We start from the raw sequence: 14029 nt of genomic DNA, 5'->3' as shown, positions 1-14029 counted from the left end.
TTCAGATTTGTGCGCCTGCCAGACAGGCTGCATAAATTTTTTGACAACCCAGTTGTTCAAGTGTTTGGCTGAGTGCCCGAATCGAGCTGCCAGTCGTCACGACATCATCAATAATCAGCACCCGACGATACCGCAGCTTGGAAATGGTGCTGATCTGGAATTGTGACTGGATGTCTTCAATCCGCTCCAGTCGGCTTAAGCCCTTTTGTGAATGTTGTTTTAGTCGGGTAATCGGTTGCCAGATGGGTACATTCAACTGTTTCGCTACATGTTTGGCCAGTACCAAAGATTGATTATAACCGCGCTCGGCCAGACGCTCATTCGAGATCGGCATCGGTACTATTGCACTGACTTTAGGCAAGTCTAAACTTAACAGTGCACCTGCCAGTAAATTTTGCAAATGCAGTTTCTGTTCATATTTAAACAGTTGAATCAAACGATCCATCGGGTAGGTATAGTTGCAGGCAATCTGGAACTGCATTTCCTGTCGTTGAATGATTTGATGTGTCCACGGCAATCGCTGCCAGCAATCTTCACAGACTGAATGAATGCTCTGATAATCAGTCTGACACAACTGGCAGGGCTGAAGCGTATTCAGCTTGGAGATTCCCTGTGCCAGTAATTTAAACATAGGCATAACGCGGTGCTTCCGGTAGCCAGCGTTGTAATAACGCCTCAGCCTGATCTGGATAATCTTTTAAAATTTGCTGCGCCACATAATGTGCCTGATTGAGCAGGTGATCATCGCGTTCAAGTTTGGCCACGCGGAAATTCATATCGCCGGTTTGTTTAGTCCCCAGTAATTCACCCGGCCCACGCAATTCCAGATCTTTCTCGGCAATCATAAAACCATCATTGGTTTCACGCATGATTCTTAAGCGTTCCTGACCGTTTTGCGATAGTGGATGCTTGTATAGCAGGGCGCAGAAACTGGCTTTGGCACCACGGCCAACCCGACCACGTAGCTGATGTAGCTGTGACAGGCCTAAACGTTCGGCATTTTCAATCACCATAATGGAAGCGTTGGGTACATCGACCCCGACCTCAATTACGGTGGTGGCAATGAGTAGCTGTAATTCATTATTCTTAAATTGCTGCATCACCGCCTGTTTTTCATCGGCTTTCATTTTGCCATGTACCAGACCGATATTCAGCGCAGGAAAGCGTTCCCGAATTTCGGCAAAAGTGGCCTCCGCGGCTTGGGCATCTAAAGTTTCGGATTGCTCCACCAAGGTACAGACCCAATAGGCCTGTTTGCCTTCAGCGCAATTCGTCGCAATACGTTGCAGAACTTGTTCACGCCGATCCAGTGGAATGGTCACCGTTTGAATCGGGGTACGACCCGGTGGCAGCTCGTCAATCACCGAGGTATCCAGATCACCATAAGCCGACATGGCCAAGGTGCGGGGAATCGGGGTTGCGGTCATCACCAGCTGATGCGGGGACATGCCATCCAGGCCTTTATTTCTGAGTGCAAGACGTTGATCGACTCCAAAGCGGTGTTGCTCATCAATAATCACCAGACCGAGTTTGGCAAACTCGACATTCTCCTGAAACAGGGCGTGGGTGCCAATCACCAGATGGGCGCTCCCGTCCCGAATGACCTGTTCCGCTGCGGCGCGGGCTTTGCCTTTTTGCTTGCCGGATAGCCAAGCGATATTAAGACCTAATGGCTCAAACCAGCGTTTAAAGTTGAGATAATGCTGCTCGGCCAGAATTTCGGTAGGTGCCATCAACGCCACTTGCCAGCTTTCTTCCAGGGCATGACAGGCTGCGACACCGGCCACCAATGTTTTGCCGGCACCGACATCGCCTTGCACCAGACGTAACATTGGTTTATTGGCTTTTAAATCTTGTGCGATTTCTTTGGATACACGTTTTTGCGCACCGGTCATTTCAAAAGCCAGACTGGCCAGAAGCTGTTTGGCATAGGTTTTACTCGGTGCAAATGAAGGGGCTTCAACCTGCTGAATAAAGGCACGCCGGGTCAATAAACTGATCTGATGCGCCACCAGTTCTTCAAAGATCAGGCGTTGCTGTGCGGGATGCGAACCTTGTGCCAGTTGCAACATATTGGCATTGACTGGTGGATGATGAATATATTCCAGTGCCTGTTTTAACGCATAACCATTGCTAAATTTTGCTGGCAGCAGTTCAGGCAGATGATCGCTATACTGAGCCAAAGCCTGCTGAATATAATCGCGTATTTTTGGCTGGGTCAGACCTTCAGTGGCCGGGTAAATCGCGGTAAGTTGGGTTTGCGGTAGCGGGGTATCTTCAGTAATGACTTGCAGTTCGGGATGATACATTTCCAGACCGCGCGCACCGACCCGGACTTCACCAAAAATTCTTAAACGGTGACCGAGCTTGCAGCGATCGGTGATGCCTTTATAAATATGATAAAAACGCAAAGTGACTTTACCGCAGTCATCATCCAGTAATACAGCCATGGACTTGCGTTTACCCGGCGGGAAATCCACACCTTTGACGATACCTTCGAGCAAATAGCTACGCCCCACGCTCAATTGATTCATGGGAATGATCGTGCTACGGTCTTCATAGTCACGTGGTAGATGAAAAAGCAAATCATCAGTATTGAAGATATTTAGTTTTTCGAGTAATGCAGCGGCGGCATTGCCAACGCCTTGTAACTGATGGACTGCAGCCATGTCCCCTCAACCAGATTTGTGATTCGGTGCTCAATGCATATTTTATTTATCGGTTATGGTAAAACATCCCGACGTGTGGCTAAACAACTATTTGAGCAAGGTCATCAAATTAGCACAATTAGCCAGAGTCCCAAAACAGATTCATTCGCAACTCATCTGATTCAGGATGTGCATCAACTGGATTTAACTGCAGTTGCACCAATTGACTGGGTCTATATATTACTTAGTCCAAAACAAAGTGCGGTTGAAGGTTATCAGCAAACTTATCTGGATTCGGTTCAACCTATTGTGGCTGCCTTGAAACAGCATCCGGTGAAACGGATTGTGGTGGTGTCATCGACACGAGTGTATGGGCAAAATTCCGGTGAAATCGTAGATGACGAAACTGAAATTCACCCGAATGATGCTCAGAGCAAAATCTTGCAGCAGATGGAGCAGGCTTATTTCACTGCTTATCCTGAGAAATGTACCATCATTCGTCCAAGTGGGATTTATGGAGCATCGGTAGAACGCCTACAAAAAATGGCCGCCTCGATGTTGAGATATCCGAATCTGCACTGGTCCAACCGGATTCACATTGAAGATTTATCACGTTTCTTATCACATATGATTCACGTGGAACATCCTGAAAGGTCTTATATTGTGACTGATAACCGGCCAAAATTAATGCATGAAATATTGCAATGGTTCCAACAACAGATGGGACTTCCTTTGCTGCAAGTAGAAAGCGAGCAGGTGACAGGTAAGAAACTTTATGCGACTCGAATGCAGAAAATGGGATTTGAGTTAGAGCATCCAGATTGTTATGAGGATTATTTGGAACTAATGAGGAAAAGTAATCCCTCCTAACCTCCCTTTAAAAAGGGAGGATTAAATTCCCGTTCCTTGTAGGAGAGAGCTGGGGAGAAGGGGAAGGATTTTAAATTCCCCCTCATCCCCCTTATGAAGCACTGCTTCCCATCTCCTGAAAGGAGAGAGAATAAAAGCTTTACTTCTTTTTGCGCTTGGCACGTTTCTTGGCTTGTTCAGCCGCAACTGCATCAAGTGCTTCTTTGAGTTCTTCATCGGTAAAGGCGGTGATGTGATGCAGCATCTGTAATTTCACTTCATCCAGTACCAGATCTGCATATTGCGCTACGTTGGTCAGCTGCTCATCAAAAACAATGGCATTGTCGTCATTGGTACACAGATAACCTTTTTGGGTTAAGACTTTAATAAAGCTCTGGAACAGGGCTTTGTCGAAGAATTCTGGCGAGTTGAATTCGTATAGAACTGATAAACGCTGACCAACCAGATAGCTCAATTCTTCAACCTGACGGGTCGAAATATTGCCTGAACCACGTTGGGTAATCAGTGCCAAAGTCATGTAATAACGTTCCAGACTTTGAGTCACTGGTGCAGCCAGAACTTCGAGCTGATGATGGACTTCAGTATTGGGTGCCGGAGCAAGCAGATTTTCACCATCTTGCGTGATCAGTTTGGCAGAAATCAAGTTATCAATATGCGCATTGACTTGATCCTGAATCTCATCTTCACGCCATTTTAAAAACAGCTCTGCTTTTAGGAATGGGTACAGGGTGCTGCTGATGTTGACGACATCATCACGGCGAATCGTTCCATTGTGTTCAGCCAGTGCTGCAATCAATGACGGAAGCACAAAGGAATGCACGATATTGTTACGGAAATAAGTCAGCAAAACTGCCTGATTATCTTCAATGGCAATGATATCGCCCAGCACATGTTTTACCCGCTTGATCAGTTTCAGCTTCATTGCATAGGCAATAATTTCTTTGCCTGAAAGCGGTGTAACTTCCATCCGTTCATCATAAGGTAATGCCGCCAGCAGGGTACGATAAGTATCCAGCTGCTTGATACAGATTTCTTCATCCAGCGTATGTTTCGGTGTCGCCAACAGGATCAACGATAATAGCGATACCGGATTGATCACCACTGCACGGTTGATATTTTCCAGAATCGCTTGCGCAGAGCTGTTTACTGCATCAGAAACTGCTTGTGGAATTGGATCATCGTTCTTTTCAATTTTAATATTTTCTGCGCCATGTTGTTTCAGGATGTCATCCAGAAATACCGGCTCACCAAAATTCAGGTGTACCTTGCCGAAAATGCGTTCAATCTTGCGCAGAGTTTTCAAAATGCCGAAAATAGACTCGGCTTCTTTCGGCTTGCCACTCATTTCACCGACATAAGTGCCACCTTCCATCAGGCGTTCATAGCCGATATAAGTCGGCAAAAATACGATCGGCTTGGCTTTGCCGCGTAAATGACCATGCACGGTCATCGCCAGCATCCCAGTTTTAGGTGGTAGCAAACGACCAGTACGTGAACGACCACCTTCGATAAAGTATTCCAGTGGGGTATTGCGTGATAGAACGCTATATAAATATTCTTTAAAGACTGTGGTATAGAGCGCATTGCCACGGAAAGTACGGCGGATAAAGAAGGCACCGCCACCACGTAAAATCTGACCCACAAAAGGCATGTTCAGGTTATCGCCCGCAGCGATATACGGCACCATCAAGCCACGACGATAGATCACATAAGACAATAACAAATAGTCGATGTGACTGCGGTGACATGGGGTATAGACAATCTCATAATCTTTGGCCAGTTCACGCACGGTACTGAAATTATGTACTTCTACGCCGTCATAGAGTTGCGTCCATAAACGAGTCAGGGCTTTATCGGCAAAACGTACAGTCGAATGAGAATAATCGGAAACAATTTCGTTTAGATAACCAATGGCACGACGTTCAGATTCCAGCATCGAGATTTTACTGCGAATACTGTCATTGCGAATCGCAGCCTGTACATCTGGCGATTTGATTAAACCGTGCATGACATTACGGCGATCGGACAGATCCGGCCCGAGAATCACTTCGCGCTGCCCATCCAGATAATCATTTAAAGTGCTAACAATATAAGTCGCTGGCGCTGAATTTGGATGCGTTTTTTTGGCATGCTCAATCATGGCACGTAAAGACTGGGGTTCGTGAAACTCTAAATAAGACTGACGGCCATGCAGACCGATATTGACCAGTTGCTTGACCCGGCTTGGCGTAGACCAGGTATCGGTAAATAGCAGTTTGAACCAGGAATCTTCTTTTTCAGGTTCACGTCCCCAAAGCACCGTGACTGGTACCAATTCCACATCTAGTTCAGGATGTTGTTCCAGGATTTCAATCAGGCGTAACAGGCGCGGCGGAAACGCATGCGGCGGTGAGCTGAGCAGGTTATTTTCATCATGATGCTGTAAAAACAGCAGCGAAGCTTTTTCCTTACTATTGCCCAGTTGCATTGGATCGAGCGCAGCTGGCAACTTTAAACGGCGGGTTTCTGCATCGACGACCAGCGCATTACTACGCGAATGGTTCTGTAAAACGTAGCAGACCAGCTTTCGCGTTTCTGTTGCAGTCTGATCAGGCTCAGGTGCTGTCACTTCACTTGGTACTTCCCCAAGAACATGAGGGGTAACCACAAGATCAAGTAGCTTACTTGAAAGCTTGCGATACATTTGACCAAAGCCATTCTTGGACATAGCTGCTCCTAATTTTACTGACCAAAACCACAGGACTTCTGAGGGGATTTATTTTGCGGGTTTCCAAAGCGAAACCATATATCTTTTTTTAACAACTTCAACAGAAGTGCTCTAATTTTAGCGTGAAAGCAGATGCTTTTCCTAGTCACTTATGACATCAGTATGACAGAACAGTCATGCAATCTTTAGAGTTTCGGTCTGATTTTGTGGCAGAATATTCCAGATTAATTATTTAGATCTGTTTTTCCATTTTTGGGATATCTCCAATATTACGTAGGTTGCTTATGAATGCCTTAACACAGGAACTGGTCGAGCTGCTCAGCTTGGAAAAGTTAGAAGAAAACATTTTTCGGGGAATCAGCCGTAATCTGGTGGGCAAGCGCGTGTTTGGTGGGCAGGTTTTAGGGCAGGCACTCCGCGCTGCGTCTTATACCACAGACCGTCCGGCACACTCGTTACATGCCTATTTTCTGTTTGGTGGAGATGTCAATGCACCGATTATTTATGAAGTGGATCGTATCCGTGACGGCAAGAGCTTTGTCAGCCGTCAAGTACGTGCGATTCAGCATGGTCGCACTATTTTTATGTGTATGGTGTCTTTTGCGCATCAGGAAGAAGGTCTCAATTACCAGATTTCAGAGCCGGAATATCCGCCAGCAGAAAGCCTGAAAAATGAAGCAGAACTGATCAAACAAATGATTGAGTTTATTCCGGAAAATGTCCGTGCGTCCTTCACCCGTGATCGTCATGTCGAGATTCGCCCGATCAATCCGCAAAATCCGTTTCAGCCGCAACCGGAAGCGCCGTCTTATGCGCACTATATCCGCACCCATGACCGAATTGCTGTAGAAGTGGATCAGATTTCTTTGCATCAGGCCATTGCCGCTTTCTATTCAGACTTTACCTTGATGACCACGGCACTGCGTCCACATGGTCTGAGCTATATTTCGCCAAGCCTGCAATGTGCCAGTATTGACCATGCCATGTACTTCCATAAGCCATTTCGTGCCGATGAATGGATGCTATATGACATGGATGCCACCCAGAGTGCCAGTTCGCGTGGTCTGAATTTTGGACGGATGTGGCAGAATGGCGAACTGGTCTGTAGTACCACGCAGGAAGGGCTGATCCGCTTACGTGAAATCGAAACCCAATAATTTTTATATTTTTGCTCAAAAAGCCGAATCCCAGATTCGGTTTTTTTGTTTTTAATCCGCAGAACAATCATTATTTGAGATCTTGTTCTAGGCACGCGTTTATAAAATATTACTCGATTCTGTAGAATCGGCATGGCATAGTGCCGCTTAAGATCTATATTAAAATGCATGAAAAGATGAGCTTAAATACGCAAATTTTAATTGCCGCCGTATTGGGGGTGCTGTTTGGATTTTTACTCACAATATTTCCGCAGACCTCATTTTTTGATGTCAGTTTATACGGCATCGGCATCGTCAGCAGTGTTTTTATCGGCTTATTAAAAATGCTGTTGGTTCCGCTAATTTTTACGTCGATTGTGGTCGGGGTATCCAATCTGCAGGCAGGCGGACAACTGAATCGCACCTGGAAAATCACCCTGATGTGCTGTGTGACCACAACGACGTTGGCACTCATTTTAGGTCTGGCCTGTGCACATCTGTTTGATGTCGGCAAGGGTGTCGATGTACTGATGTTCCAGGATGCCATGGCGCAGCATCAGACTCCGGACACCTTAACGCCATCTTCTTTCTTTACCAATTTTATCCAAAATACCCTGATCAATCCGTTTAAGGCATTTTCAGATGGCAATGTCCTGGCAGTGGTGGTCTTTGCCTTGTTTGTCGGTGTGGCACTGGTCGCAGGCGGAGATAAATTCCGTACCGTGCGCAAGTTGAGTCACCAGTTTTTTGAAATCATGATGTTGATGATTGGCTGGGTGATGAAACTGGCACCTTTCGGTATTTTTGCTTTATTGGCCAAGCTGATCGCGACTGAGGATATTTCAGTACTCAGTCGTCTGGCTGAATTTGCGGCCGTGGTCACCGGAACCACCATTTTCCATGGCATCGTGGTATTGCCTTTATTGCTGTGGATTTTTGGCAAGATGGATCCGATCACGTTCTTTAAAGGCACACGCGCTGCTTTAATTACCGCATTTGCCACCAGTTCCAGTTCGGCCACCATGCCACTGTCAATGAAATGTGCGCAGGAAAATCTGGGCGTACGTCCGCATACGGCAGGTTTTGTGATTCCACTGGGAACACAGCTGAATATGGATGGCACAGCACTCTATGAAGCAGCCGCCGCCTTGTTTATTGCCAATTTAATGGGGCTGGATCTGAGTCTGGGGCAACAGCTGGTGGTCTGTGCCACGGCAATGATTGCATCCTTAGGCGCACCTGGGATTCCAAGCGCTGGCATGGTCACCATGATTATGGTGTTGCAATCTGTGGGATTGCCTGCCGAGGCGATTGCGATTTTATTGCCGATCGACCGTTTACTGGATACGGTACGTACCGTGGTGAATGTGCAGGGCGATATGATGATCAGTGTGGTGGTAGACCGGCATACCCGTGAACCTGAAGCGCCGGTTTAATCTTTATCTAAGTCCGGATTCCAGACAATTTCCCAGAGATGACCATTGGGATCCTGAAAATAACCAGCATATCCGCCATAAAAGGTGGTGTGTGCAGCTTTGATAATTTTAGCGCCCGCACGTTCAGCCAGTACCATGATCTGGTCAACCTCTAATGGACTATAGACATTATGTCCCAGCGCCATTTGGGTTGGGCAGATCGGACTCAATTCAAGACCGGTATCTTGCTGAAGGCTGCGCTGCGGCCATAAGGCAAGCTTAAGACCGGATTGCAGTTGAATAAACGCCACCGCACCATATTCAAATTCCTGCCCCATAATTCCGTCGCTTTTAAAGCCTAAACCCTCACAATAAAATTGCAATGACTGTTCTATGTCCTGAACAGCCAGCGTAATCACAGAGATAGATGGTTTCATAATGGGTTCCTGATCTAAGGCTGATCAAGATTTATTCTAATATGAATCAGGATTTAATCACTAAGTAAACAATGCAGTCTTCATGTAAAAACAGGTAAATCTGATCAATCCGGCGCTGCTATCACTTGACCAGCTTGATATGGTGAAAATCACCTTAGAAAAAAACCTCCGTTATGCGGCATAACGGAGGTTTTTAATTTAAATCAATCAATCAAATATTTTGTCATTTGATTATTCAGCTGAGCGTTTATTCTGGTTTAGCTCATCTGCTGCTTTAAGTTCTGACTGATCCTGCTCAAGTAATTCAAGCGGTTCTTCAGCTTCATTTAAGTCATGCGGTGAAACCTCACCAATAGCAGTTGCATCAGACCCAGAGTCGAGTTCAACTGGTTCATCGAATTGATTTAGATCATGAGCCGATACTTCCGGAATACTGTCCAAATCAAATTGAGTTGATTGATCTAAAGTGAAATTCAGACGGCCGCCCATGACGCTGGCCAGTTCTTCAAGTCCCTCTTTGTTCATGGAGGAGAACAATTGAATCGAGAAGTCCAGTTTCATTTTTTTCAATGCAGCTTTGACTTCCTGAAGCGCTTTAGAGGCAGGGCCACGATTCAGCTTATCTGATTTGGTTAAAAGAACATGCACAAACAAATGACGTGAATAAGCCCATTCCAGCATCATCACATCAAAGTGTTGTAGCGGATGACGAATATCCATCAACAGCACCAAGCCCTGTAAGCTTTTGCGATGAATCAGATAATTTTCCAGTTCTTTTTGCCAAACAATTTTCATCGCCTCTGGTACGGCAGCATAGCCATAGCCTGGTAAATCGACCAGACGCTGATCTGGATTACCCAAGCTAAAAAAGTTAATCATCTGGGTGCGGCCGGGTCTTTTTGATGCACGTGCCAACTGTTTCTGGTTGGTCAGGGCATTAATCGCACTGGATTTACCGGCATTGGAGCGACCGGCAAAAGCAATTTCATAGCCTGTATCTTCTACACAAAGACTGAGTTTTGGTGCACTCATTAAAAATTCGGCTTTGCGTAGCCAGTTGAGTGAGCGCACAGAATATTCAGTAATAGCAGAATCAACTTTTTTCTCGTAGCTGATCTTTTGCTTGGGTGCATGGGCTGTCTTACTGTTTTTGGATTTTCCTCTGCTGTGGTGCATAACTCAACTTCAATAAATGATCTACAAAGAAACATTATAAAGGAAGTCGCACAGGCAAGCGAACTTTGCTTTGCAATGCTATTGCAACTTAATCCATCAGGTTAATTAAACCGATTGGAGAAACAGTACTAAAATGAGATTGGTTAGATGGGGTGAGCACATCGGCCAGGGTATATTGGTTCAGGCTTTGGTAAAACTGTTCCAGCGCATGGTCGAGAATACCTTTTAAACCACAATTGCTACGCAGTACGCAGGGTGGGGTATTACATTCGACAATCACATGATTTTCACCCTGCAAGCTAAGCACGATCTCACCGAGTTTTAGATTTAGTGTAGTAGGATTTAAGCGGATGCCGCCGCCTTTACCGCGTGTGGCAATAATCCAGTCTTGTTTCGACATGAAATGCACAATCTTCATTAAATGATTTTGTGACACATACAAATCTCGCGCAATTTCCGCAATCGTATACGGCGTATCTCGCGGCTGGGAGATGTACATTAAAATACGCAAAGCATAGTCGGTAAATTTGTTTAATTGCATGATCGCACTAATATCTTTAAGAATTAAATAGATAAGGGCTAGTCTAGCATAACCAGACTAGCCCCACCTATTCAGCTTGAAGCGAGGGCTTAGTGGTGAACCCCACCTGTACCAAATGCTTCACTATGAATATTTTCAGCAGGAATACCGCGGGCAACGAGTGCTTTTTGCTGTTCTGCCATAAATGGCATTGGGCCGCAAAGGTAGTAATCGGCATTGACTGGTAACAGCGCTGCATCAACTGTACTCAGATCCAGACGACCTGCTACATCATAATCCTCACCCAGTTTGTCAGCTTGATGTGGAAATTCATAAGCAGTAAGGGTGCTTAAGCGCGGATATTTTGCTTTCAGGTCATGAATATGCTGGTGCATCGCATGAACCTGTTTGCTACGGCAAGCATGGATAAAGGTCACAGGTTGTGGCATATCCAGAGTCACCAGCTGGTTCAGCATCGCGATCATTGGCGTCAGGCCAACACCACCACTGATAAACACATTACGTTTAGCTGGATCGATCAGGTAGAAGTTACCTGTTGGTGCAGATACTTCAATTTCTGAACCTTCCGGCAAACCATGTAGAGTGTTAGACACCCAACCTGCAACTTGATCTGCGCCATTGCCCGGTTCACGTTTAACTGAAATACGCAAATAGTCTGCTTGAGGGCTGGTTGAAAGCGTATATTGACGCGGCTGTTTTAAGCCAAGTTCTTCTACGAATACACGAACTGAAATATATTGACCGGCTTCATATTTCGGTAAATCACCACCATCGACCGGTTGTAGATAGATTGAAGTAATCTCGTCACTTTCCACTACTTTTTGGGCAATTTTGAAATTGCGCCAGCCTAACCAGCTACCTTTGGTTTGCTGATGCTGCTCATAGATCGTTTTTTCAGTGCTGATGAACAAGTCAGCCAATTGACCATAAGCTGTAGCCCAAGCATCAATTAATGGATCTTCCATCGGGATGCTTAATACTTCACTAATAGAATGCAGCAGGTTTTCACCCACAATATTATAGTCTGGCGCTTGAATGTTTAAGCTCACGTGTTTATGTGCGATCAGCTCAACCACAGGTAAAAGTACAGATGGGTCTTCAATATTTTCGGCATAGGCCAATACAGCGCCGGCAAGGGCTTGCGCCTGTGCACCACTGCGTTGGTGACCCATATTAAACGTTTCTTTAAGGGCAGGGTTGTTGCCTAACATGCGGTTATAAAAATAGCCCGTGAGTGCCACACCATTTTCGCGGAGTACAGGCACTGTTGCTTTTACAAGGTCAATTTGCTGCGGAGTCATGTTTGATCTCTCATGGCTGTTTATTTATAAGATGTATTTAAAATACATCTTAAAGCATGCCTTGTAAATACATCTTTTAATAAAACCATAAAAAAATTATGGGATATCTGAATATCCCATAATTTTAAAAATCTTGATAGGAATAAATCGTGCTATTTTCACTGAAAAAGCAGTCATGAAACTCGCGGACAATTCTCCCCGGTATCATCTCCGAGCCTGCGTGCGCAGTTTGATAAATCGATCAGTATCTTTTATGAACTCTTCAGGTTGCCTAAGTCGCGTGTTCTAATTCCTTTTGTTGCTCACCGGTTAGAGGTCACTGTTCCTTGGCTTGCTGTTTTGCAAATTCTGCTTGTTTGGCATTTTTTGAGGTTCGGCCACTTGGGTTTTGCAGCATTTCAAAAGCACTATTCCGATCGACACTCTGTTCATAAATAAGAGTGACTGTTTTTTTAGTTTCAGTTAAACCGACAAGCAGACCATGCCGACTGGTAAGCTGTGAGCATAAGACAATGTCTTGCATGGTATTTGTGGTTTTTTAGTAATACCAAATAGTGTTCACCTAACTTTTCCTATTGTTTATCATTCATTTTTAGGCTTTTTCATGTGTTCTAGGGCGTACTGGATATCTTGAATCAAATCTTGCGGATGTTCCAGTCCGATACAGAAGCGAACCAGAAAGCCATGTTTTAAATGTGAATGTTCCAGTACACGCATGTCTTTTAAGTTATAGAGCATGACCAGGCTGACAGGGCCACCCCAGCTAAAGCCGAGCTTAAACAGGTTTAAGCTGTCACAGAAATTGCGAATATCTTGCAGCTTATAAGAATGATCAAAAATCACGCTAACCAGGCCGGCACTTTGACCTGTCTTGCAAATATCTTTCCAGTATTGATGTCCAGCGCAATCTGGATCGGCTGGATGTAAAACTTGAACAAGCTCAGTTTGCTGTTTGAGCCACTTCATTAAAGTCAGTGCGCTTTCGGACTGATGCTGATAACGCAGTTGCATCGAAGCCAGACTGCGTTGTACCTGCGCCACATCATCACCAGAAACACTAATGCCCTGAATGGCATGGGTACGGAACAGTTTGTGATGCAGGGTTTTATCTCGTGTAACAACTGAGCCCATCAAGATGTCGCCACCACCGCTTGGATATTTGGTCAGGGCATGAACCGTGATATCGACACTTAAATGCTCTTCGCCAAAATCAAAAGCATTAAAAGCCAGACCTGCGCCCCAGGTATTATCCAGCGCCGTCAAAATATGATGTGCCTGGGCTTTTTTGATTAAACCGACCAGATCTGGAAACTCCAGTGTGACTGAACCGGCTGCTTCCAGCCAAAGCAGTTTTGCTTTTTCACTTGGTGTAAAGGTTTCGACCTCAAGCGGGTTATACACTTTGACCGCAATGCCATAACGCGTTTCCAGATTGCGCAGATGTTCCATGTTTGGGCCATAGATGTTATCGGCAACCCAGACTTCATCACCTTGGCTCAAGAAACAAGAATTCACCAGGTTAATGGCGGATAAACCGCTCGGCGCAAGTAGGCAGTATTCACCGCCTTCAATTTGCGCGATGTTATCGCCTAAGGTAAATGTCGTGGGTGTGCCATGGGTGCCGTAGCTATAGTCATAAGCATCGGTCCAGTGGCGATTAAATAGCGCATCAGTATTCTCAAAAATAATGGTCGATGCACGAAACAGGGGAGGTTGAACCGTAGAAATGGATTGAGGGGCTTTTCGTGGTGCATGAATCAGGGTGGTTTGAGCGTTTTTTTTCACGTGAATGCCCTTA

At 45.4% G+C, this 14029-nt stretch carries 12 protein-coding genes; 3 read left to right on the top strand and 9 right to left on the bottom strand.

Annotated features, from left to right (window positions below; genetic code table 11):
- Position 1 precedes the first annotated feature (1 nt).
- Positions 2-637: a ComF family protein gene (locus FTT75_RS11250; protein WP_180186429.1), complete on the bottom strand. Its 636-nt coding sequence runs from the start codon at positions 635-637 to the stop codon at positions 2-4.
- Positions 624-2669 (bottom strand): ATP-dependent DNA helicase RecG, encoded by a 2046-nt coding sequence (gene recG / locus FTT75_RS11245; protein WP_100357824.1) that lies wholly within the window; start codon positions 2667-2669, stop codon positions 624-626. Before recG ends, FTT75_RS11250 begins: the two co-directional genes overlap by 14 nt.
- Positions 2670-2702: 33 nt before the next feature.
- Here recG and FTT75_RS11240 point away from each other — a divergent pair, with 33 nt between their 5' ends.
- On the top strand, positions 2703-3518 hold the full coding sequence (locus FTT75_RS11240; RefSeq protein WP_180186428.1) for an NAD(P)H-binding protein: 816 nt from the start codon (positions 2703-2705) through the stop codon (positions 3516-3518).
- A 139-nt stretch (positions 3519-3657) separates the two neighbouring features.
- On the opposite strand, the gene plsB is transcribed toward FTT75_RS11240, so the two are convergent.
- A complete protein-coding gene (plsB, locus tag FTT75_RS11235) occupies positions 3658-6225 on the bottom strand; it encodes a glycerol-3-phosphate 1-O-acyltransferase PlsB (RefSeq protein ID WP_180186427.1) in 2568 nt (855 codons plus the stop codon).
- 284 nt (positions 6226-6509) lie between these two features.
- Between plsB and FTT75_RS11230 the strand changes: the two genes are divergently transcribed.
- On the top strand, positions 6510-7382 hold the full coding sequence (locus FTT75_RS11230; protein WP_180076353.1) for an acyl-CoA thioesterase II: 873 nt from the start codon (positions 6510-6512) through the stop codon (positions 7380-7382).
- Positions 7383-7558: 176 nt separating this feature from the next.
- Positions 7559-8797: a dicarboxylate/amino acid:cation symporter gene (locus FTT75_RS11225; protein ID WP_034608350.1), complete on the top strand. Its 1239-nt coding sequence runs from the start codon at positions 7559-7561 to the stop codon at positions 8795-8797.
- On the opposite strand, the gene FTT75_RS11220 is transcribed toward FTT75_RS11225, so the two are convergent.
- The 6 genes from FTT75_RS11220 to FTT75_RS11195 all read right to left on the bottom strand — a co-directional run bounded on the left by FTT75_RS11220 (position 8794) and on the right by FTT75_RS11195 (position 14016).
- Positions 8794-9213, bottom strand: coding sequence for a VOC family protein (locus FTT75_RS11220; RefSeq protein ID WP_005168733.1), 420 nt, complete (start codon positions 9211-9213; stop codon positions 8794-8796). The two genes, FTT75_RS11225 and FTT75_RS11220, sit on opposite strands and share 4 nt — an antisense overlap.
- Before the next feature lie 231 nt (positions 9214-9444).
- Positions 9445-10389: a ribosome biogenesis GTP-binding protein YihA/YsxC gene (yihA, locus tag FTT75_RS11215; RefSeq protein ID WP_005168732.1), complete on the bottom strand. Its 945-nt coding sequence runs from the start codon at positions 10387-10389 to the stop codon at positions 9445-9447.
- Positions 10390-10477: 88 nt separating this feature from the next.
- Positions 10478-10930 carry an Rrf2 family transcriptional regulator gene (locus FTT75_RS11210; protein ID WP_005094159.1) on the bottom strand — a complete coding sequence of 151 codons (453 nt, stop codon included), beginning with the start codon at positions 10928-10930 and terminating at the stop codon, positions 10478-10480.
- Positions 10931-11019: 89 nt separating this feature from the next.
- Positions 11020-12231: an NO-inducible flavohemoprotein gene (gene hmpA, locus FTT75_RS11205; protein WP_100355133.1), complete on the bottom strand. Its 1212-nt coding sequence runs from the start codon at positions 12229-12231 to the stop codon at positions 11020-11022.
- A gap of 316 nt (positions 12232-12547) precedes the next feature.
- Positions 12548-12754, bottom strand: coding sequence for a hypothetical protein (locus FTT75_RS15985; protein WP_180186425.1), 207 nt, complete (start codon positions 12752-12754; stop codon positions 12548-12550).
- Between the two features lie 59 nt (positions 12755-12813).
- Entirely contained in the window at positions 12814-14016 is a 1203-nt protein-coding gene (locus tag FTT75_RS11195) for a PLP-dependent transferase (RefSeq protein WP_005094155.1), read from the bottom strand.
- Positions 14017-14029 lie beyond the last annotated feature (13 nt).

Origin of the sequence: Acinetobacter sp. YH01008, from assembly GCF_013420435.1 — a bacterium.
Classification (GTDB): domain Bacteria; phylum Pseudomonadota; class Gammaproteobacteria; order Pseudomonadales; family Moraxellaceae; genus Acinetobacter; species Acinetobacter pseudolwoffii.
The sequence above is the reverse complement of the archived record's forward strand: the minus strand, read 5'-3'. Positions and strand labels throughout refer to the sequence as shown.

Excerpts from the sequence above, each read along its gene's own strand:
- FTT75_RS11250 (WP_180186429.1), bottom strand. The coding sequence starts at position 637 with ATGCCTATGTTTAAATTACTGGCACAGGGAATCTCCAAGCTGAATACG.
- recG (WP_100357824.1), bottom strand. The coding sequence starts at position 2,669 with ATGGCTGCAGTCCATCAGTTACAAGGCGTTGGCAATGCCGCCGCTGCA.
- FTT75_RS11240 (WP_180186428.1), top strand. The coding sequence starts at position 2,703 with ATGCATATTTTATTTATCGGTTATGGTAAAACATCCCGACGTGTGGCT.
- plsB (WP_180186427.1), bottom strand. The coding sequence starts at position 6,225 with ATGTCCAAGAATGGCTTTGGTCAAATGTATCGCAAGCTTTCAAGTAAG.
- FTT75_RS11230 (WP_180076353.1), top strand. The coding sequence starts at position 6,510 with ATGAATGCCTTAACACAGGAACTGGTCGAGCTGCTCAGCTTGGAAAAG.
- FTT75_RS11225 (WP_034608350.1), top strand. The coding sequence starts at position 7,559 with ATGAGCTTAAATACGCAAATTTTAATTGCCGCCGTATTGGGGGTGCTG.
- FTT75_RS11220 (WP_005168733.1), bottom strand. The coding sequence starts at position 9,213 with ATGAAACCATCTATCTCTGTGATTACGCTGGCTGTTCAGGACATAGAA.
- yihA (WP_005168732.1), bottom strand. The coding sequence starts at position 10,389 with ATGCACCACAGCAGAGGAAAATCCAAAAACAGTAAGACAGCCCATGCA.
- FTT75_RS11210 (WP_005094159.1), bottom strand. The coding sequence starts at position 10,930 with ATGCAATTAAACAAATTTACCGACTATGCTTTGCGTATTTTAATGTAC.
- hmpA (WP_100355133.1), bottom strand. The coding sequence starts at position 12,231 with ATGACTCCGCAGCAAATTGACCTTGTAAAAGCAACAGTGCCTGTACTC.
- FTT75_RS15985 (WP_180186425.1), bottom strand. The coding sequence starts at position 12,754 with ATGCAAGACATTGTCTTATGCTCACAGCTTACCAGTCGGCATGGTCTG.